14 protein-coding genes are annotated in these 21,827 nt (G+C 64.1%); 8 read left to right on the forward strand and 6 right to left on the reverse strand.

Translation table 11 applies throughout. The features are described from left to right. Position 1: 1 nt before the first annotated feature. Positions 2–1,270 (reverse strand): glycosyltransferase, encoded by a 1,269-nt coding sequence (locus Q4G32_RS10035; protein ID WP_303351115.1) that lies wholly within the window; start codon positions 1,268–1,270, stop codon positions 2–4. Between the two features lie 39 nt (positions 1,271–1,309). Further along, positions 1,310–1,921, reverse strand: coding sequence for a YveK family protein (locus Q4G32_RS10040; protein ID WP_303351117.1), 612 nt, complete (start codon positions 1,919–1,921; stop codon positions 1,310–1,312). Between the two features lie 384 nt (positions 1,922–2,305). On the opposite strand from Q4G32_RS10040, the gene Q4G32_RS10045 reads away from it, so the two are divergent. Further along, positions 2,306–3,469 carry a glycosyltransferase family 2 protein gene (locus Q4G32_RS10045; protein WP_303351119.1) on the forward strand — a complete coding sequence of 388 codons (1,164 nt, stop codon included), beginning with the start codon at positions 2,306–2,308 and terminating at the stop codon, positions 3,467–3,469. Between the two features lie 173 nt (positions 3,470–3,642). Then, positions 3,643–7,338, forward strand: coding sequence for a transcription-repair coupling factor (mfd, locus tag Q4G32_RS10050; RefSeq protein WP_303351121.1), 3,696 nt, complete (start codon positions 3,643–3,645; stop codon positions 7,336–7,338). Positions 7,339–7,698: 360 nt separating this feature from the next. Here the strand turns inward: mfd and Q4G32_RS10055 are convergent, their stop codons facing one another. The 3 genes from Q4G32_RS10055 to cobA form a co-directional block, all read right to left on the reverse strand. Continuing rightward, a complete protein-coding gene (locus Q4G32_RS10055; protein WP_303351122.1) occupies positions 7,699–7,995 on the reverse strand; it encodes a hypothetical protein in 297 nt (98 codons plus the stop codon). Between the two features lie 140 nt (positions 7,996–8,135). Beyond that, entirely contained in the window at positions 8,136–8,888 is a 753-nt protein-coding gene (deoC, locus tag Q4G32_RS10060) for a deoxyribose-phosphate aldolase (protein WP_303351123.1), read from the reverse strand. A 257-nt stretch (positions 8,889–9,145) separates the two neighbouring features. Next, positions 9,146–11,242, reverse strand: a complete 2,097-nt coding sequence (gene cobA, locus Q4G32_RS10065; RefSeq protein WP_441327490.1) for a uroporphyrinogen-III C-methyltransferase — start codon at positions 11,240–11,242, stop codon at positions 9,146–9,148. A 91-nt stretch (positions 11,243–11,333) separates the two neighbouring features. Here cobA and Q4G32_RS10070 point away from each other — a divergent pair, with 91 nt between their 5' ends. Then, complete coding sequence (locus tag Q4G32_RS10070) at positions 11,334–12,179, forward strand: ACP S-malonyltransferase (protein ID WP_303351125.1); 846 nt, start codon at positions 11,334–11,336, stop codon at positions 12,177–12,179. Between the two features lie 129 nt (positions 12,180–12,308). Here the strand turns inward: Q4G32_RS10070 and nirB are convergent, their stop codons facing one another. Beyond that, positions 12,309–14,942: a nitrite reductase large subunit NirB gene (gene nirB, locus Q4G32_RS10075; RefSeq protein WP_303351127.1), complete on the reverse strand. Its 2,634-nt coding sequence runs from the start codon at positions 14,940–14,942 to the stop codon at positions 12,309–12,311. Between the two features lie 185 nt (positions 14,943–15,127). On the opposite strand from nirB, the gene nirD reads away from it, so the two are divergent. The 5 genes from nirD to Q4G32_RS10100 all read left to right on the forward strand — a co-directional run bounded on the left by nirD (position 15,128) and on the right by Q4G32_RS10100 (position 21,806). Beyond that, a complete protein-coding gene (gene nirD / locus Q4G32_RS10080) occupies positions 15,128–15,529 on the forward strand; it encodes a nitrite reductase small subunit NirD (protein ID WP_303351128.1) in 402 nt (133 codons plus the stop codon). Further along, positions 15,526–16,299, forward strand: a complete 774-nt coding sequence (locus Q4G32_RS10085) for a sirohydrochlorin chelatase (protein ID WP_303351129.1) — start codon at positions 15,526–15,528, stop codon at positions 16,297–16,299. Before nirD ends, Q4G32_RS10085 begins: the two co-directional genes overlap by 4 nt. A 209-nt stretch (positions 16,300–16,508) precedes the next feature. Then, a complete protein-coding gene (locus Q4G32_RS10090; protein ID WP_303351178.1) occupies positions 16,509–17,936 on the forward strand; it encodes an MFS transporter in 1,428 nt (475 codons plus the stop codon). Then, entirely contained in the window at positions 17,929–20,175 is a 2,247-nt protein-coding gene (locus Q4G32_RS10095; protein ID WP_303351130.1) for a molybdopterin oxidoreductase family protein, read from the forward strand. Before Q4G32_RS10090 ends, Q4G32_RS10095 begins: the two co-directional genes overlap by 8 nt. Beyond that, positions 20,172–21,806: an FAD-dependent oxidoreductase gene (locus tag Q4G32_RS10100; RefSeq protein ID WP_303351131.1), complete on the forward strand. Its 1,635-nt coding sequence runs from the start codon at positions 20,172–20,174 to the stop codon at positions 21,804–21,806. The genes Q4G32_RS10095 and Q4G32_RS10100 overlap by 4 nt, the downstream gene beginning before the upstream one ends. Positions 21,807–21,827: the final 21 nt, after the last annotated feature.

Below are 21,827 nucleotides of genomic sequence, written 5' to 3' on the forward strand. Positions count from 1 at the left end.
CTCAGCGTCTCCGTCCGGCTCGGCGAGTGCCCAGAACCGCGGCCACGGTGGAGTCCCAATCAGAATGATCAGCACCGTTCGATGATGGAGCGGCCTCCGGATCGCCCGTGGAGACTCCGCGGTCACCCAACGGCCGATGGCGCTGGTCCGTCACGGCAGCGTCAAAGCCACGGCGCATGGCCTGGCCGAATTCGCGGGTGTTGTGCACATCGGCAAAAATTGCGGGCTGGTGCGCTCCGGCTTGTTCCTTGAGGGAGGCAAGATCGGAAGCCACGATCGGCAGACCCCCCGCCACGGCTTTGGCCAGGATTCCGGACTGGGCATCAAAACGGGTGTAGGGCAGAACCACCACGGAGGCTGAATCCAAGAGCTGCGCGAACTCGGTGCGCTCCAGGAAACGATCCAAAATTGTCACGGTTCCCGCGCGATCAGCACGGTGATGGAGTTCGCGGCCAAGCTCCGCACTTTCCGGGCGGCCCGCCACCAGAAGTGGCACACCGGCACTGCCCGCTGCATCAATCGCCAGCTCCACGCCCTTGTTGGCACGCAGCTCACCCAACACCAAGGCATAGGGCTGAGCCGTCAGGCTGTTGAGGTCCGCTTGCGGCTGGCTGCTGCTGCCCGCGGTGGTGGCCACGGCGTCGTCGTTGACCTCAACGGGAACGGAGGCTGCGGTGGCCACCTCATCAATGCGTGTTGAGGTGGGTAGGGTGACCGCCACAAGGTCTCCGGGGACGGTCTGACGGGCGGTGCGTTTTTGATCCGCGCCGTGGACGATCACCCGGTCAGCGCCGCGAGCTGCCCCCAGTTCCAGGTGGCGCAGTACACGTTCGCGCAGGGAGGCGGCAGTTTCATCGTGATGGGGTTTGACGTTGTGCAGAAACAGAGCCAGGCGTTGTGACTTCTCAGCGGTGAGCAGCCGCGGCCAGGGGTATTTGGAGGAGTCCAGAGCCAATACCAGGTTGGGGCCGGCGGATGCGCTCAGGGCACGAATTTGGGCGTGCTCGCGGATCAGATCCAGCACTTGCACCATGCGGCGCAGCGGTCCCCATTCACCGGTCCGCCGCGGGGGGATGGTCTCCACAATGCGTAAACCGTCCACTCTGGGCTGCCCCAGATACGCCGCGGCACCCGGACGGGACAGCAGGATCACCTGCTCCACGGTGGAATCAGCCGCCAACGCCATGGCGGTGTCAGCAGCGTGCTCAATCTGGCCGCCGTATTCGGTGGGACACACCACGATCACTCGGGTATGCGGTTGAGTGCTCACCACAGACTCCTTGCCCATAGCTCGTGAGGGTTTCCGGCCTCAGCCGTTGCGGCGGCTGGTACCAGCGCGGGCCAGCACGATCAACAGGCCCACCACAACACCCACCACGGCACCCACCAGGGTGTTCATGGGCAGTGACGGCGCCACGGCGGTGTTCGGCACCACAGCCTCCTGCACAATGCTCAGCTGCACGGGGGAATCCTGCGCATTCGGCGTACCCTCCAATGCAGCTGAGGTGTCCACCAGGGATTGGGCGGTGTCCGCCGCAATGTTGGCCGCCCGCTGAGCATCGCCGTCAGTACCCGTGACGGTGATGACCGCAGTGTTCGGTGAGTTGGTGACCGTGACCTGAGAGGCCAACGACGACGCCGTGGAGCCGTCCCCAAGTTCCTCGGCAACGGGCTCCAAGACACGGGAAGAGGTGCCGATGGCCGCGTAGGAGGCTGCACGTGCCTGGGCAAACTGCTCACCCATCTGCAAATCCTGCACCGTGGTGGAGTCGGAAACGTTGACGAAAATGGTGGACTGAGCCTCATAGGACTTCGGAATGATCAGCGCCGAGCCCAAGCCCAGTGCAATTCCCAGGACAGTGGTGATCAGAACAATGGGCCACATGCGGCGCAAAGCCTTGAGATAACGCGCAAGCGTCACGGTGTTTCCCCCTAAAGAAATTCAACCCGTTGTGCATTCGCGGCCCCCATGGTCGCGGATGCGGCCGACGGTCCACGCGGTGGGGCCGCCTGCCAGCAGAGAGCCTGGTGCGCCGCTGCTTTCCCCAACCACGGCAACAACTCCTGCGTTTGGTGACGATACATGGGATTTACTCGAATCGGCTGGTCTGAGCAACGGATGAGACCCATTACACGCGCAGATATGGGGACACCCTGGCTCAGAGGAAAGCCGAGGGCTCGGTAGAATCACGCTGGTCACCGCAGGAACGGGGGAACCTTGCGGCTGGGGCGGATCAAGCCAGCACCTGTAGCTGGTGGGCAGCATCGAGACCTGCCAATGGGGCAACGGATAGGGGAACCAGACATGAGCCCGGATCAATACAGTGGCGTGAGCCCGCAAGCGGAGGTTGAGACTTCCGCTGATGTGGACGGCGTGGACCATGAGGGGGACGGTACGGCACAGAAGGTTGAACGGACTGTGCCAGTGACCGAACCGGCTGAGAACATGGCTGTGCAGGTGTCAGAGGGGACCGAGGAACACCCGCTGGTCTCCGTGGTGGTGCCCGTCTACAACAGCCGCATCAGTGTGGGGGAGACCATTTCTTCCCTACTGCGTCAAACGTGGCCCAATCTGGAAATCATTGTGGTTGACGATGACTCCCCGGACAACGCCATGGACCTGGTGGCCGTGTATGCGGCCATGGACCTGCCCGGACGGAAGTTTGTGCTGGCCTCCAAGCCCAACGGCGGGGTGGCCTCCGCCCGCAACCTGGGGTTGGAGCTCTACACCGGGGACTGGGTGCTGTTCTTGGACTCGGATGATGCCTACCTGCCCGGTGCCATCTCCCACCTGATGAACGAGCGGGACAAACTCGGTGACGGGAACTGGATTGTGGTTCCCCAATCGGTGGAAGTCACCGGAGGTGGGCTGGACACCACCCGACCCATGCAGCGTGAGCCCATGCCCGCACCCGACAAGCAGCGCGAGGTCATCCTGCAGTACAACTTTGGGGCCTTCACGTCCCTGTTCCCACGCCGTTTCTTTGACCAGGTGGGTGTGTTCGACGAATCCATGCCCTTTGTGGAGGACTGGGAGTTCTGGATTCGGGCGGTGTATTCGGGGTGGCGTTTTCACCGCACCTCAGAAGTGCTCTGCATGGTGTGGTGGACGCCCGGCTCCATGATGTCCAACCGTGCCGCCATGGACGCCGGCGAGGACGAAGCTCTACGCCGCAATCTGGAACGGTTCCGGGATGAGATGACGCCCGCAGAGATTGAGTTCGTGGAACGCCGCCTCACCGTGGGGTCACCGCAAGGGCTGCTCAAAGCCATGGCAGCCAATCTGCGCGCAGGCAATCTGGATGAGGCCAAACAGCAGCTGGATGCCGCAGCCAGCGTGATGCCGGCCCAAAAGAGGGTGGTCATCAAGCACAAGATCTCCAAACTGCCGGGTGGGATGAAATGGTTGCAGAAGCGGCAGGGGACAATTGACGGTTACGTGGATTACGACCCCTCCATGGGTCGCTGAGCAGGTGACAGGATGCTGAGCAAGTGACGGGGCAGCCGGGCAGGTCACGGGGCGGCCGGGCAGGTCACGGGCAGAGCTGAGAAGTCACGGGTCCCCAACCCATCAATGCCGTGTCCGAGGCAGCGAGTAACCTTGGTTTCATCCCACCCCGTCTGCCCAGGAGTTCCTTCACCATGTCCTTGACCGGCCTGGCATCCGTACTGACCCAGGAACGTTCGATTGCCAATGTCCGGGCCCAGGCCGCCCTGGCCCCGGGGGAGCGTTCGGCTCAGACCGTGATCAGCCTTCCGGATGGGCTGCGCCCGGCTGTCTTTGCGCAGTTGCTCCACGGCCTGCACGCCGCCCCGGTACGTGGTGAGGGTCAGCCTGCACCGGTGTTGTTGGTGGTCACAGCCACCGGACGGGAGGCCGAAGACGTCATGGAGCAACTTCCGGCCTGGGCGCCGCAGGCGCGGGTGGCGGATTTCCCGGCCTGGGAGACGCTGCCGCATGAACGCCTCTCCCCGCGTTCCGACACGGTGGGCCGCCGCTTGGAAGTCATGCGGCGGCTCAAACATCCGGGTCAAGACGCCATTGACGTTGTGGTGGCGCCCGTGCGTTCGCTGCTGCAACCCGTGGTGGATGGGCTGGCGGACCTACAGCCCGTGGTTCTGGAGCGGGGAGCGGAACAGTCTTTCGACGACGTCGTGGCGGCCCTGGTCAATGCCGCTTACGCCCGCACGGACATGGTGAGCAAACGTGGTGAGTTTGCGGTCCGCGGTGGGATTGTGGATGTTTTCCCACCCACGGCGGATCACCCCGTGCGGGTGGAGTTCTTTGGGGATGAAATTGATGAACTGCGGTGGTTTGCCGTGGCTGATCAGCGCACGCTGCGCACCGGAGAACACCCGGAGCGGATCATTGCCCCTCCGTGCCGAGAACTGTTGATCACCCCGGAGGTCCAATCGCGGGCGGCAAAACTCAAGTCTCAATTACCGGGAGCTGAGGCCCTGCTGGAGCGGATCGCGGGTGGAATCTACACGGAGGGCATGGAATCTCTGGCGCCGCTGCTGGCTGAGCAGATGGTGCCGTTCGCCTCTTTGCTGCCGCGTGATTCCATGATCGTGGTCATGGAGCCTGAGAAGGTGCGCACAAGAGCCGCAGATCTGGTGGCCACCAATGAGGAGTTCTTGGCTGCGGCCTGGGAATCAGCCGCAGACACGGACGTTGCTCCCCTGGACGTGTCCGGCACCCAGGCGGAGGGGCGCAGCCTTGCGGAGGGTTCCTTCCAAACCTTGGATCAGGCCCGGGACACCGCCTTGGATGCGGGACTGAACTGGTGGTCCACCACTGCATTGCCCGTGGACACCTCCCTGACTGAAGTTGATGCGGACACGGATGCCCAGCTCATCCGCCTCCTGGATTCGGACGCTGACACGTTGAGCGTGCGGGCCCGCGAACCCATGTCCTTTGGCGGCAACGTGGAGGCCATGCTGGAACATCTGGGCGAGTCCGTGCGCGACGGTTGGCGCGTGGTGGCGGTCACGGAGGGCCCCGGTCCGCTGCAACGCTTGGCAGAACTCATGCACGACGCCGACATCCCCGCTGCTAGGCACGATTCCCTGACCGCTGACCCGCAAGCGGGAGTCGTGGAACTGACCTGTGCCACGGCCGGCACCGGATTTGTGGTGGAAGCCCTCAAAGTGGCGTTCTTGACCGAATCGGATTTGCTGGGCCGGTCCTCTGCTTACGCGGCCAAGAACTCGCGGCAACTGCCGCAGCGGCGTCGTCGTAACTCCGTGGACCCCCTGGCGCTGAAGGCCGGGGACTACGTGGTGCACGAACAGCACGGCATCGGGCAGTTCGTGGAACTGATTGCCCGCCCGATTGCCGGTGCGGTGCCCAAGGCGGGGCAGCCGCGGCCCATGCGCGAGTACCTGGTCTTGGAGTACGCCGCCTCCAAGCGCAATGGTCCCAAGGACCGGTTGTTCGTTCCCACGGATCAGCTGGACCAGATTTCTGCCTACGTGGGCGGGGAAACTCCGGCGCTGTCCAAAATGGGTGGTGCGGACTGGAACCAGAAGAAAAAGGCCGCCAAGCGGGCCGTCAAAGACATTGCCGGTGAACTGATCCGCCTGTACTCGGCGCGGATGGCCACGCGCGGCCACGCGTTTGGCCAAGACACCCCGTGGCAGCGCGAGTTGGAGGATGCCTTCCCGTACATCGAAACCCCGGACCAGCTGACCACCATTGAGGAGGTCAAGGCAGACATGCAGCGCGAAATCCCCATGGATCGGTTGATCTCCGGGGACGTGGGGTACGGCAAGACCGAGGTGGCGGTGCGTGCTGCCTTCAAAGCTGTCCAGGACGGGAAACAAGTGGCCGTGCTGGTGCCCACCACCTTGTTGGGCCAGCAGCACACGGAGACCTTTGGCGAGCGCTACTCCGGTTTCCCCGTGCGCGTTGCGGCGCTGTCCCGGTTCCAAACCCCCAAGGAATCCAAGGAGGTCATGAAGGGGCTGGCGGATGGCACGGTGGACGTGGTGATTGGAACGCACCGCCTCCTGGGTTCGGAGATCAAGTTCAAAGACCTGGGATTGGTGATCATTGACGAGGAACAGCGCTTTGGCGTGGAGCACAAGGAAAAGCTCAAAGCCATGCGCACCAACGTGGATGTGCTGGCCATGTCTGCAACGCCGATCCCGCGAACCCTGGAAATGTCCCTGACCGGTATCCGGGAGACCTCCACCTTGGCGACTGCCCCGGAGGAACGCCACCCCGTGCTGACCTATGTGGGCGCCTACACCAACAAGCAGGTCACAGCTGCCGTGCGGCGCGAACTCATGCGTGAGGGCCAGGTGTTCTTTGTGCACAACCGGGTCTCTTCCATCCAGCGCCGGGCTGCCGAACTGCGCGAACTGGTGCCGGAAGCCCGGATTGCGGTGGCGCACGGACAGATGAGCGAAAACGAGCTGGAACAGATCATCGTGGATTTCTATGAGAAACGCTTTGACGTTCTGGTCTCCACCACCATCGTGGAAACCGGCTTGGACATTGCCAACGCCAATACTCTGATCGTGGACGGGGCGGACAAATACGGCCTCTCCCAGTTGCACCAGCTGCGCGGACGGGTGGGGCGCGGACGTGAACGCGCCTACGCGTACTTCCTCTACGACGTCGAAAAACCTCTGACGGAAACTGCACTGGAACGCCTCAAAGCGGTGGCTGCGCACAATGAATTGGGCGCGGGTTTGCAACTGGCGCAGAAGGATCTGGAAATCCGTGGCGCCGGGAACCTGCTGGGCGGTGAACAGTCGGGCCACATTGCCGGCGTGGGCTTTGACATGTACCTGCGCCTGGTGGGGGAGGCCGTGGCGGAGTACCGCGGAGACAAGGATGAAGCCCCCGCCGAGATGAAGATTGAGCTTCCGGTCAACGCCCATCTCCCGCATGACTACGTGCCGGGGGAGCGGCTGCGATTGGATGCCTACCGCACCCTGGCCAATGCCACGAATGAAGCGGGTGTGCTGGAAGTGGCTGAGGAATTGAAGGATCGCTACGGGGATTTGCCGGAGCCTGCGCAACTCCTCCTGGACGTGGCACGCCTTCGGATTCAGGCCCGCGCTGCCGGTTTGGCAGACGTTGCGGTGCAAGGGCCCAACATCCGTTTTGGTCCGGTGGACCTACCGGAATCCCGGCAGATGCGCTTGACGCGGATGTACCCGGGTGCCAAGTACCTGCCGGTTCCGGGCACCGCCCAACGTGTGGCACTGGTGCCCAAACCCAAAACCGCACGGATCGGTGGGAAGGACCTGGTGGACGGGGCCATTCTGGCCTGGGCCAGTGATGTCATCACACAGGTGATTCAGGAGCCGGTGCCTGCGGTCTGAGCCCCCGTCCGGCATGCTATTTGTGGGGACAGTTGGGCTCAGAGGACGTATTTGGCGTGCTTTTGTCCCGCGGCAGAAGTATGTTTTTGGGTGGAACAGGGAGAGCGCAATCTTGAAAGCCCGTGTGTTGGATCCCGGTCACCGATAGATCTTGGGGGTTTCGGTGGCTGCAACCGCGTCAGGCCAGGTCAAGATTGCACGATCCACGGTAAGACCTGGGATAGATCTTCACCGTGTGATTCGAGCCTCCGGCTGATGGCAGCAGTGCCCAGCCGACAAGAAGGGTCCCACACCGTGACGGTGTGGGACCCTTCGCTCGCATCAGGGCTTGTAGGCCCTGTGGCTACCGAGCAGCTGAACTCAGGCGCGCACTTCCTGGTGCGGAGCAGACTCCGTGGAATGCGGGACATCAATGGTCAGCTCACGACCGCCAGTGGAGTGGCTGGCGGTTTTGCCGGAGATGATCAGGGTGGGAATCAGCAACGCAGCGCCATAAGCCAGGATGCCCACCACAAACCACCAGTTCTCCGGCATGGTGAACAACCAAAAGCTGGCCAGCATGGCTGCAACCGGGATGATCCAGATGATGATGTTGGAGACGAATTGACCCTCACCGGAGTGACGGCGGATGGTGCGTCCTTGGCTGTCGGTAGCCATGTGAGCCTCTTCCCTGTGGTGCTGTGCGGCGTCTCAGATGAGACAGCCAATGTTGGATTCCAGTGTAGTCGCTGTGATGGCCCCTACGGTGGCGGTGGGGTCTTGAATCAGGCCGAGAACACCGCGTGCAGCGGGTGCGGTCAGTAACCCCCGCTGGAACCGGCAGCGGGCGCGTCATCTGGGTTCTCCGCAGCTTTTTCCAGCAGGGCAGCACCCGCTGAGGCCCCGATCCTGGAGGCGCCGGCGCGCAACATGGCCACGGCTGCCTCCCGGGTGCGGACACCACCGGATGCCTTGACCCCGATCTGCTCACCCACCGTTTGGCGCATGAGCGTCACGTCCTGGATGGTTGCCCCACCGGTGGAGAATCCCGTGGAGGTCTTCACGTAGTCTGCACCTGCGGCAACAGCGGCCTGGCAAGCCAGAACCTTCTGTTCGTCGTTCAGAAGGCAGGCTTCAATGATGACTTTCAACGCGGCGTTCCCGGCGTGGACAACCTGCGCGACGGCGCGAACATCGGCTTCCAGCGCCCCACGGTTGCCGGCGCGTGCTGCGGCGACGTCGATCACCATGTCGATCTCTTGTGCCCCGGCGCCCACGGCCTGCTCCGCCTCAAAGGCTTTCGCGGCGGGTGTGGAGGCCCCCAGCGGGAAACCCACCACGGTGCAGGTCAGCACCTGGGAACCGCGCAGTTTCTCGGCCACCAGATCCGTCCAGACACCGTTGACGCACACCGAAGCGAAGCCCAAGTCCAAGGCCTCCTGGCACAGTGCCTCTATCTGCTCCCGGGAGGCCTCCGGCTTCAACAGCGTGTGGTCCACCCGTGCGGCCAACTCGGTGGCGCTGGGGTCAACATCGGTGGGCAAAGGGTGGCGTTCGGTGGACTGGGGCACGGCGTGTGACCTTCTTTCCTGGAGACAGTGAGCGTCATCGGTCACCTTATCGTTGCCCCGTGGTGCACACCCGGCTACCCCGTCCGCGCGTACTCCGTCCGCACCCACCTCATCCGCAACTAACTCGACCGCAGCTGCCCCGGCCGCACTTACCTTGCCCGCAACTAACTCGACCGCACTTACCCCGACGGCATGGTGCGCCGGACACCCACAGCCGGAAGGGGCAGCCCCCCAGTTGCTTCAGCCCCGCAGTTCTTTCAGTCTCTCAGCCGTTCGGCCAACTGGTTGATCATGGCTCCCATGCGGAACCTTTCGGGAACCAGGGCCGGAATCCCGGCAGCCACCAGCGGGGCTGCCGTCACCGGGCCGACAGTGGCGGCCACCACTGTGCGAGCAGTCGCTTCACCGGAGCGCTCAGAACCATCCTGGGTGCCTGGCACGGAATCATCCTGGGCCGCTGGCGCAGAACTGTTCTGGGCCGCTGGCTCAGAACCATCCTGAGCCGCCGGCGCGGGGGAGAAAGCCGCCACAAACTGCTCTTCCAAGCCCATCTCGGATGCCGTGGACAGAACGGCATCCGAACCTGCCGCCGAGGTGAAGGTCACGGCATCCACCTGGCGATCACACACTTGACGGATCACCCGGGGGATCATCCCGGCATCATCTGCATCAGCCCACCGGTGGGGCACCACGGTGTGGACAACCGCGCCGGCCTCCACCAGGCGTTGGCGCTGTTCGCGGTCGTGATACCCATTCTCCTGCCAAGCGATCACCACACCCGTGAGGTCATGGTCGTAGGCATCCAAGATCTCGTCCACCAGCGGGCCGATGGTTTCATCGGGGGAGATGCCGACGTCGTAGAGCCCCAGGTTGCGTACTGCGGCGCGGCCTTTGGGCCCGCGCACCCAAATGTCGGCGGCCGCCAGCATGGCGTGGACTTCCTGCGACAGCCCGGAGGCTTCCACCACGTCCCACCACCGTTTGAACCCGTATCCCGTGGTGACCACCACCAGATCAGGCCGGGAGTTCACCAGCGCCTGCGATTGCGAAACCACATCAGCATCCTGGTCCACCGGCACCAGTTTCAACGCGGGAGCGGCAATGGTGGCAGCCCCCTTGCGTTGAAGAGCTCCGATTTGATCGTCAGCCCGCCGATGCGCCGTCACCACCACAGTTTTCCCCGCCAACGGGCCGGAAGATTCCTGCTCCAGTGGCTCGGTGGTTTCACCGGATGACGCCGGGGAATCGGGGTGATCTGTGCTGGTCACGGTGGGGTTCGCCTCCGTCGTCGTACTGGTGGAGTCCGGGGAAGTTGAGGCAGAGGTGGTGGAGCGGGCCATGGTGATGGCTGGGCTGTTGGCAACGGCGCGGTGTGGCGTCAGCTCACCCAACACGCGCTCGCGGTCCTCCGCTGCCAGCGCGGCCACCGGGCCAATGACCGTCACGGCCGGGGACCCTGCCCCAGCCAGCTCCACCACGGCGCTGTTCAGAATGGAGGTGTGCACCTTTTGGTCCGGGCTGAAGCCCTTTTCCACGACGGCGATTGGCGTGGTGGCCGGGGCCCCGTTCCGGACCAGCCCGCTCACCAACTGCGGCAAAGTGGCCACGCCCATGAGCACCACCAGAGTGGCGCCGGTTTCCAACAGAGTGCAGAAGCCGTGCAATTCAGTTTCTGTGAAGGGCACATGCCCCGAAGCCACGGTGAACGTGCGAGCCACCTCCCGGAAAGTCACCGGAATCCCAGCTGCACCCGGGACCGCCACAGCCGAGGTGATACCGGGAACCACCTCCACCGGGACACCCCAGGTTTCGCAGTCTGCGGCTTCCTCTCCACCGCGCCCGAAAACATAGGGGTCACCACCTTTGAGCCGAACCACGTGCCGATCATCCCGGGCGGAATTCAGCAGAATGGACTGAATCTGCTCTTGCGGTACCGGGTGGTGACCGGGCCATTTACCCACCCGAATGATCTGGGCGTGTGGTGCTTGGGCGCTCACCACCTCCTGGGGAGCCAACCGGTCCAACAACACCACATCCGCGTCTGCCAGCGCAGACAGGCCGCGGGCGGTGAGCAGGTCATCCGCACCCGGCCCACCTCCCACCAGAGTCACCCCCGTGCGCTCGGGCTCCACGGTGGCCACGGGAACAGCTCCGTGCAGTTGATGCACCGTGGCCAACTCCGTCTCCCACGGTGCGCGGGGCCCCACCACCAGAACAAACCCGGGCACCACGTCTGCCTCCACCTGCGTGGTCACGGCCGCCCCTGCCACCCGTAGCCGCCTGGCCGTCCTGGAATCCTGGCTGGCGCCCAGCAGCACAACGGTGACGTCTTTGAGGTCTGTCTCCAAGAACATGGTTTCCACACTAGGTGTCCACCCTGAAGTTCTGTGGCCCGTTCGTAGCATTTTGTAGCCGCTTTTCCCCTTGTTTACACCGTGGTGACGTGTGAGCGTATGGAAGGCATTGGCCCGGTGGATGGGGATTCACAGCAACGGGCATGTGGGGGAACTAGAGAACGGTGAAAACATGCACTGCGCATTTGTGTACCCGGGTCAGGGCGCGCACAAAGCAACCATGGCGGACGTGGTGATGGAGGCTTTTCCAACCCTTGCCCTCCAGATCTTCCAACAAGCAGAACGCGCCACGGGAGTTGACCTGCGTGCCGTGGCAGGCCGACCCAACCGGGACTTTCTTCTGGAAAGCCCCCGGCCTGAAATCCCACACCACCAGAACACCGGTCACCCCGCCAAGGACGTCCAAGCCGTGGTTTACACCGTCAGCCTGATCACCCACCTGGGGCTGCTGGAATCCGGCTGGCACCCAGACGTTGTGGCCGGACACCGCCTGGGATCATATGCAGCACTGGCCGCCGCCGGTTGCCTGAGCTTCACCGACGGCTTGCACCTGGTCCGCGAGCATGCAGCCCTCACCGCAGAGCAGGAAGCGGTGACGGAAACCGTTTCTTCCACCTCCCGTGCCCGCATGGCCGACCGTCTGGCGGACGTGGATTTCCGCGAGCCCTACCTACCGGTTGTGGGCTCCGGGACCGCGCAGCCCCTGCGCACCGGTGCCCAAGCCCGGCAGGATCTCCTGGCTCAAGTGGACGGACAGGACTCCTGGCCGGACACCATGCCCCTTTTGGTCGGCCGCGGCCGCGATGTTGTGGTGGAGGTGGGACCCGGACGAGCCCTGACCGCCCAATTTGCCCAATCCCACCCGCAAGTGGTCACCCGCTCCACCGCAGACATCCGCCGAATCCGACGCCTCACGGAGCATCCCGCGCGAGTCTGAATCGGGGTGTGGGCTCAACTTGCACCTGACGGTGACGGTGACGACGACGGCGGTGGGGTGCCTTGGACTGCTTGGCTTGGGGCCTGCTGCGGCACCTTGTCGCGGTCTCCGTCTCTGTAAGCGGGGTGTTCAGGAATCGGCACCCACCGGGATACGGGCACCGGAGATCAGCACCGGGCCGTTGCCATCCTCCGCGGCTTTGATTTCCTCCGGGGTGGCCGGGCGGATCTGGTCGCGCTCCAGAACGTACTGGCGGGAGGCGTCGTCGGAAGCCTGGGGCTGGTTGACGAACGGGCGGAAGCGACGCAACCGTTCGGGGGAGGCCAGAGTGGCAGCCCATTCGTCCTGGTAACCCTCCACCTGGCGGTCCATGTCGGCCTCAAGGTCTGCGCAGATGCCCAAGGAATCGTCAATCAGCACGGCTTTCAGATGCGCCATGGCATCTCCGTATTCCTCGTCCAAGTCCTCCAACCAGCGCGCGGTGCGTTGAAGTTTGTCCGCGGTGCGGACGTAGTACATCAGGTAGCGGTCGATGTATTTGACCAGCGTGGGCTCATCAATGTCTTGGGCAATGATCCTGGCATGTGCCGGGTTGGCGCCGCCGTTGCCACCCAGGTAGAGGGTCCAGCCATCGGGAGTGGCCATCACGCCGATGTCCTTGCCCTGGGCCTCAGCGCAGTCGCGGGCGCAGCCGGAGGAACCGATCTTGAACTTGTGCGGGGAACGCAGGCCCCGGTAGCGGTTCTCCAACCGGATGCCCATGCCCACGGAATCCTGGACCCCAAAGCGGCACCACGTGGAGCCAATGCAGGACTTCACATTGCGCAGCGCCTTGCCGTAAGCCTGACCGGACTCAAAACCGGCATCCACAAAGCGCTTCCAGATCTCCGGCAGTTCCTCCAACCGGGCGCCGTAGAGGCCGATGCGCTGAGCGCCGGTGACCTTGGTGTAGAGCCCGTAGTCCTTGGCCACGGAGGCAATCACGGCCAGCTTCTCCGGGGTGATTTCGCCGCCTGGGATACGGGGCACCACGGAGTAGGTGCCGTCCTTCTGCATGTTGCCCAGGTTGCGGTCATTGGTGTCCTGCAGGGCGCCGCGGCCCTCGTCCAGCACATAAGCCTTGGGCTGGGAGGAAAGAATGGAGGCCATCACGGGCTTGCAGATCAAACAGCCGTCCCGGCCCTTGCCAAAACGTTCCAGGGCCTCCGGGAAGGTGCGGATTCCGCTGGCGCGCACTGCGGCGTAAAGCTCCTGGCGGGACAGATCAAAGTGCTCGCACAGGGCCTTGGACACCGTCAGGCCCAGGGAGAGCATGGTCTTTTCCATGGTCTTCTGCAGCATGGGAACACACGAGCCGCACTGGGTGCCGGCGCTGGTGCACTTCTTGAGTTCGGGGACGGAATGGTTGCCGTCCTTGACCGCGTCACGGACGGTGCCGAAGGAGACGTTGTTGCAGGAACACAGGATGGCATCGTCCGGAAGTTCGGTCTCCGGGGCATCCCCGCCCGCCGCGGACAGGTAGCGGGCGGGCTCGGCAGGCAGAGGACGGCCCTGAAGCGGTCGGAGGGCATCGTATGGGTCTGCATTGCCCACGAACACACCACCCAGCAGGGTCTCCTGGTCCTTGTCCACCACAATCTTCTGGTAGATCCCGGCCACCGGGTCCGTGTAATTGACCTCAATGCAGCCCGGGGTCTTGGCGTACACGTCACCAAAGGAGGCCACATCCACGCCCGAAAACTTCAAGCGGGTGGAGGTGTCAAAGCTGCTGACCGTGGCATTGCCGCCGAACAGCTGATCAGCCACCACCTCAGCCATGATGTTGGCCGGGCCCACCAACCCCCAGGTTTGCCCCAGTACATCGGCAACCTCCCCGATGGCCCACACATGCGCCACAGAGGTCTTGCAGGTTTCATCCACCACCACACCCTCACGGGCGCCCAGGTGGAAACCCGACCGGCGGGCCAGCCCGGACCGGGCCTTGATGCCGATTCCCAGCACCACCATGTCAGCGTCAATTCGCTCCACGGTGGCATCCGGACCGGGACCGTCCTTGACCAGTACGCCGGTGACGTTGTCGTCGTCGTCCAGCTCCACACCGGCAATGAACCGTTGGCACCGTACGTCCAAGCCTTGTTCGCGCATGAGCGAGTTCACGGCCAGGCCGCCATCGCGGTCCATCTGGGTGCACAGCAGGAACTCGGCAACATCCAGGATGGTGGCCTCCGCCCCCAGGTCCTTCAGCCCGGCGGCTGCTTCCAGACCCAACAAACCACCACCCACCACGACGCCGCGGGGGGTCCGCCCCAGCGCCTCCCGCAGCCGTGCCACCTCCTCCACGATCCCGCGGACATCCTTGATGGTGCGGAACACGTGAACGCGGTGGGCGCCGGGGATGTTGAGGGTGGCCGCGCTGGACCCGGTGGCCAAGACCAGTTCGTGGTACGGGAAGTCTTCACCCTGGCGGGTGTGAACCACCTGGTTCTTCACATCAAGATCTGATGCCCGTGTACCGGTGCGCAGGTCCAGCTGCGGGTGATCCCAGAAATCAGTATCGCCCAGGGTCAGATCCCGCTGTGGGTCAGTGAACAAGGTTTCCAACGCCACGCGGTCGTACGGAGCCCACGGTTCCTCTGCCAACACCGTGATGGTGTCCTGACCCAACCCCTTCTGCACCATCTTTTGCACAAACCGATGTGCCGCAGGCCCACCGCCGATCACCAAAATCTTGCGTCCGGTTCCAGGGGCTGGGGTGGCGGGCATGATGGGCCTTCCTACTGGTCAGATCTGTCCTGGTCCAAGCCCTGATCTACCCGCCACATGGAAACTGCGGCAACGTCTTGGGTGAAACACCGGAGCTTTGATCCCATGGAATCACCGGATTCACCCCGGGGTCATGCGGTTGCCGCAGGATGCTTGGGCGAACAGTGCAAACGGAAGGTAGTGCCATGAGCACACAATCGGCAGGTGCAAGCGTGACCACGGAGTCGGAGCCCACCGGTGGCGCACGGGAGGCAGAGCATGGGCCGGTGGAGATCTGCAGCCTGTCCGATTTGGAACCGGATTGGGGAGAGGTTGCCCTGATCGGTGAGCACCAAGTGGCGGTGTTCCGTATGCCGGATGACACCGTTTATGCCTGCGACCACGCCGACCCCAACTCCGGTGCTTTGGTCATGGCCCGCGGGATCGTGGGGGAAACGGTGGACGGGGTCCCCACAGTGGCATCACCGCTGTACAAAGAGGTCTATGACCTCCGCACCGGGGCATGCCGCAGCGGTGCAGCTTTTACCTTGCCGGTACACACCGTGACCGTTGACAACGGGCGTGTGCTGGTTGAATTGGGATCGTGACTGAGAGCTCAAACCCCGTCCTGCTGCTGTGCGCCCACGGATCCACGGCGCGCTCGGCTCAGGTGGCCACGGAGGAAATCACGGCAGCGGTCTCCAAGGAACTACCGGACACCGAAGTTGTTTTGACGTGGGTGGACGTGCAGGAGCCGGATGTGGTGGCGCGCTGCGCCGAGTTCGCTCATCGGCCGGTGGTGATTGTGCCTCTCCTCCTGGCTGCGGGTTACCACGTCCACCATGACCTTGCCCAGGCCGTTGCCCAGCGTCCGCACCATGTGGTCACGGAAGCCCTGGGACCGGATCGAGGTCTGTCCGAGCTCATGGCTCGCCGAATCCGGGAGGTGGAGCCGGCAGACTCCAGCCCCAGGCTTCCGTCGCTGGTTCTGGTGGCAGCGGGCTCCTCTGATGCCCGCGCCGTCCGCGCGGTCCGAAAACAAGCAGCCGATCTGGAAGAACTCACAGGCCGCCCCGTGACCGCGGGGTTCATCTCCGCAGCCCAACCCACAGCGCATCAGGCGGTGACGGAGGCCTGGCATGCGGGTGCCCACCACGTGACGGCGGTGTCTTTCCACGTGGCCCCCGGAGTGTTCCACCGCGATGCCGTGCGGGCTGCCCAAACCCCCGTCCAGGGAGCACCCTCCGCACACGCCGCCATTGGAGGGCGTGTCACCCAACCACTGCTCGTGGATGGAACACAGGTGCCCGCAGAAGTGGTCGCCGTCGTGATCAAACGGTGGGAGCAAGGCCGCGCCCAACTCGCCTCCGGGCAGTGAGAATGCCGGGCTGACGGCATTCTCACTGCCCTCAGCCCGGGGTGTGAGGAAACGGTCACCGCGGCTTGACGCCTACGCCACGTAGACCGCAACACAAGATTTCTAGGTTCAAGGTGTCCGCGCGCACGTGCACAAGCAACAGCGCGCCCCACTGACACCTGGAGGACCCATTGAGCACCGAACTCCACGGTTCCGGCCCCGCCACTGATGTGGCACACCACGGCACTTCCACCGATTCTTCGCACACAACACCGCCACTCAAGCTCGCGCTGCGGGAACGTCCAGGCAGATGGCTGGATGGTTATGATCCGGAGGATCACCAGCAGTGGGCAGCCCAGGGCCAGGGCATTGCGCGGACCAATCTTCGGTGGTCCATCTTTGCCGAATTCTTGGGCTTTGCCGTGTGGCAGCTGTGGGCCATCACGGTGGTTTTCCTACCACGTGCCGGATTTGAGTTCAGCGATTCGCAGCTGTTCTGGCTGATCTCCATGCCGTCCCTGGTAGGGGCCACGTTGCGTATCCCATACACCTTCATGGTGGGGCGCTTTGGTGGGCGGAACTGGACCATTGCCTCCGCGCTGCTATTGCTGATCCCGTCTGTGGGGCTGGCCCTGGCGGTGGCCAATCCTGCCACTCCGTTCTGGCTCATGCTGCTCATTGCCGCAACTGCGGGATTTGGGGGTGGAAACTTTGCTTCCTCCATGGCCAACATCACCTACTTCTATCCGGCGCGGGAAAAGGGCTACGCACTGGGGCTGAATGCCGCCGGCGGCAACTTGGGTGCTGGTATTGCGCAGCTGGTGGTGCCGTTGGTGATCACCATTGGTGGTGCCGCAGCCCTGAACCTTCCCATGGCCGGGTGGTTCTGGGTTCCCTTCATCATCCTGGCGGCCTGGGGCGCTTGGAAGTACATGCACAACATCTCCGATGCCAAGGGAGATGTTGTGGGGTCACTGGCTGCCACCAAGGAACCGCATTTCTGGATCATGTCCTTTTTGTACATCGGGACTTTTGGTTCATTCATTGGTTTTGCCGGAGTTTTCCCCAAATTGATTGCCGATACCTTTCCGCAGTTCTCCACCTTCCACGTGGGCGCCACCTCCTTGACCTTGGCTTTCCTGGGCCCGATTGTTGGCTCCCTGGCCAGACCGTACGGCGGAAAATTGGCAGACCGCTTCCAGGGCGCCCGCATCACGGTGTATTCCTTTGCCGGAATGGGCTTCCTTGCCTTGGCCGTTGTGCTGACCTTGCCGCTGCGTAGCTTCTGGCTGTTCTTGATGCTGTTCCTTGCCTTGTTCGTGTGCGCCGGTGTGGGCAATGGCTCCACCTACCGCATGATTCCCACCATCTACCGGATTCGTGGCGAAGTGGCTCAGTCCGAGCGCAGTGCTGCTCAGGAGGGTGGACCGGGAGTAGTGTCCACGGCGCGTAAGGCCTCTGCTGCCCTGGGGCTGATTTCCGCGGTGGGTGCCTACGGTGGGTTTCTGATTCCCCAGGTGCTCTCCGCATCCAAGTCCGCCACCGGCGGATATGAAGTTGCCTTCTATGGATTCGTGGCCTTCTACGCGGTGGCCCTTGTGGTGACATGGGCCTTCTACCTGCGTCCGGGGACCGCCATGGCTCGTGAACATGTCTGAGCCCGCCGGTGTTGGGAAGTCCGTGGCAAGTCACTGCCCGTACTGCGCATTGCAATGTGCCATCACCTTGACCCGGGGCCGTGACGGTGTGGAGCTGGCAGCCCGCCAGTTCCCCACAAATCGCGGGGGATTGTGCCGCAAAGGCTGGACCGCAGCGGAACTCTTGGATCATCCAGATCGGCTCACTCGTCCGCTGCGGCGGGTGGGCACTGGTCCGGAGGGCCAGCCGCGGTGGGAGGCCATTGAATGGGCTGCCGCCCTGGATCTGATGGTCGCCCAGTTCACGGCAGCCCAGCACCGTCACGGGTTGGATGCCGTGGGGATTTTCGGTGGGGCATCGTTGACAACGGAGCGTGCCTATCAGCTGGGCAAATTTGCTCGCATTGCTCTGCGGACCTCCCGCATCGACTACAACGGCCGATTCTGCATGTCTTCCGCTGCGGCGGCAGCCAACGCGGTGTTGGGCCTGGACAGGGGACTACCTTTCCCGCTTCAGGACCTCGATGATGCGCATACGGTCCTGGTGATCGGGTCCAATCCCGCTCAGACCATGCCGCCGCTGATCCGGCACCTGGCTCAGGCCCGGAAGTGCGGGGGACTGGTGGTGATTGATCCGCGCCATTCGGCCACAGCCGCGTTGACCGACGACGGCGGTGGGGTCCACCTGGCGCCACGGCCCGGAACCGATGTGACCCTGTTGTTGGGGCTTGCCCACGTGATTCTGCGGGAGAACCGTGCGGACACTGCTTTCCTGGAGGATCGGACCACCGGCCAGGCGGCTGTCCGGGCTGCCGTTGCCCAGTGGTGGCCGGAGCGGGTGGAGAGCGTGACCGGTGTGGCCGTTGCGGACCTGTATCAGGCAGCGCACCTGCTCTGCCGGCAGCGCCGTGGAACCTACGTGCTGACGGGGCGTGGGGCTGAACAGCACGTGGACGGCGTGGACACGGTCATGGCCGCCATCAATCTGGCCTTGTTGTTGGGACTGCCCGGGCGGGAAGGCTCGGGTTGGGGCACCTTGACGGGTCAGGGCAACGGTCAGGGGGCACGTGAACACGGCCAGAAGGCGGATCAGCTACCCGGCTACCGTTCCATCTCCGATCCGACTGCCCGGGCGCATGTGGCGGCGGTCTGGGGTGTTGACCCCAGCATCATTCCCGGTCCCGGAATACCGGCAGCACAGCTCTTGACCACGTTGGGCACGGCGGAAGGGGTCAAGGCGCTATGGGTCAACGGCTCCAACATTGTGGTCTCTGCTCCGGACGCGTTGGAGGTTCAGCGGGGCCTGGGCCGATTGGACTTCCTGGTGGTCTCCGACTTCTTCCTCTCCGAAACCGCGCTGCAAGCAGATCTGGTTCTTCCCGTGCCGCAGTGGGCGGAGGAGGAGGGCACCATGACCAACTTGGAGGGACGTGTCCTGCGGCGTCGTCAATTACGTGAACCTCCCGGGGACGTACGTGATGAACTGTGGATCTTGGCTGAATTGGCCCGGCGGCTGAAGGCCCCCGGCACCTTTTCAACGGATGCGGCGGAGGTTTTCTCCGAACTCGCCCGGGCATCTGCCGGTGGAAAAGCGGACTACTCCGGCCTGAGTCACCAGACCCTCGATGCTTTGGAGGGTCCACGGGCCCACCAGGCACGGCAGTGGCCGGTCACCGCGCAGGCCCCGTCAGGAACCCCACGAATGTTCCTCCAACGTTTTGCCCACGCGGACGGCAAGGCACACATGCAGCCCGTTGAGCCACGCACCCCCGCACAACGTGCTGCGCTGGGTGTCCGTCACGACCGAGCGGCAATTACAGCACCGCCCGCCCCCACAGACACGAACGGTCCCGTCCTGGAACTGACCATGACCACCGGACGGCTTCTGGAGCACTACCAATCCGGCACGCAGACTCGGCGGGTGGCCAGTTTGACTGCGGCAGCACCACGGTGCCTGGCACATCTGCACCCCACCGTGGCCGCACGACTGGGCGTTTCCCAGGACGATGACCTGGTGTTGGCCTCCCAGGCCGGTCAAGCCCGTGCGGCGGTGGCGGTTGATCCAGAAATTCCACCGCACACTGTGTTCCTGCCTTTTCACTTTGGCGGCGAGTACACGGTGAACCGGCTCATCACGGCGGTGGTGGACCCGGTTTCCGGCATGCCGGAGTTCAAAGCGGTCCAGGTCCGTGTGGCCCGGGCGGCGCAGACCGTCCGCAGTGAGCATGGTCGATCAAGAACACAGGAGACCCCGGCATGAGTCCAAACCTTGACCCGCAAGAGCAGGCCGCCGTGTGGATGCGCCGTGCCCGCGCCAAAGTTCCGTTCGAGCTTGCCGAGCACCTGGTGGTCATTGGGTGCGGTCCGGTGGCGGCGCGCCTGGTGGAAGACCTTTTGCCGTGGGCGCGCAACGGCCACCTACGCGTCACCGTGATCGGCGCCGAAACTCACATGGCATACAACAGGGTGCTGGTGGGGGAGTACGCCATGGGGCGGGTACCGCGTGAACTCCTGCAGCTGTCCGAGCACCAGCGGTGGACGGCGGCAGGGGTGCGGGTGCGCTTGGGCGCGCGTGTGGTGGGGCTGGACCGCACGCGCAGAACCGTGCGGCTGACAGGGGAGCCCGGGGGGCCGGCGGAGGCCCTGGAAATCCTGGAATGGGATCGTTTGGTGCTGGCCACGGGGGCCCGCCCCGTGCGCCCCAACATCCGGGGGCTGGACCCTTCACCCGATGGCGCTACTCTCCCATCTGGAGTTTTGACGCTGCGAGATCTTCACGACGCCGACCACGTGCGTCCCGTGGTGGCATCCGGCGGGCACGTGGTGGTGTTGGGGGGCGGGGTACTGGGAGTTGAGGCGGCATTGGCGGCAGCCGAGACCGCAGGAGCTTCCACCTTGGTGCACACCGGGCAGAATCCCATGGAACGAGTCCTGGACTCCGGCACGGCAAAGATGTTGGGGCAGCGCATGGCCTCTGCCGGGGTCACCTGCATTTCCGGGCGGGCTGTGGGCGTGACTCTAGGAGAAGACCACACCTTTCAGGCTTTGGAGGTGGCACAGGTGGGGCCTGTGGCGGGGGATCTTCTGGTGCTCTCCTGCGGTGTCCAGGCGCGCACGGACTTGGCCGAAAGTGCCGGGCTGCGCGTGCGGCACGGCATTGTGGTGGACCACGAACTTCAGGCTGATGTGGAGGGGCGCGTGTTCGCCATGGGCGACTGCGCGGAGGTGGCCTGCCGGGATGCGGCCTGCGAACCATGTGCGTTGCGCGCGGCGGGACATCTGCCGCCCGGGCCTGCTGGATTGATCGCCCCGGGATGGCGCCAGGCCGAATACTTGGCGGCGCGCATCAGTGCTGAACTCAACGCATTGCTGGAAGGCGCATCAGTGGTGCAACCGGTGGAACCGCTGCCCGCCCACGAACCATCGGTCTTGCGATTGAAAGCACACGATCTGGACCTGGTGGTCCTGGAGGCAGGCATTCGGGTGCCGAGTGAACCTGCGCGCACCATCCAATTCACGGACACCGCCATGGACCAGGATCTGCGCGTGGAGCTGGAAGAGGACGGGCACCTGCGCCGTGCGGTGGCCATGGGCCGTCCCCGGGCTGTTGCCCATCTGACGGAAACCTTGGGATCAAGGTCTGCGTTACGTGGTGACTTGACCTATCTGATGGCACTGGACTCCTCCTGGGCAGCACCGGAACCAACCAAGGCAGGTCCAGACACGGTGGTGTGTCGCTGCGCCGGTGTCACGCGGGGTGCGATCACTGCGGCCATGGATGACGGAGCCTCAGATGTTGCCCAGGTCCGGACAGCCACCCGAGCATGCTCTGGATGCGGGACCTGCACCCGGGAGGTTCAAGAGTTGCTGGACTCACGGGTGGCGCACTGAGCTGAGCGGGGCGCAGAGGCG

The organism is Kocuria sp., from assembly GCF_030538595.1.
Taxonomy (GTDB): domain Bacteria; phylum Actinomycetota; class Actinomycetes; order Actinomycetales; family Micrococcaceae; genus Kocuria.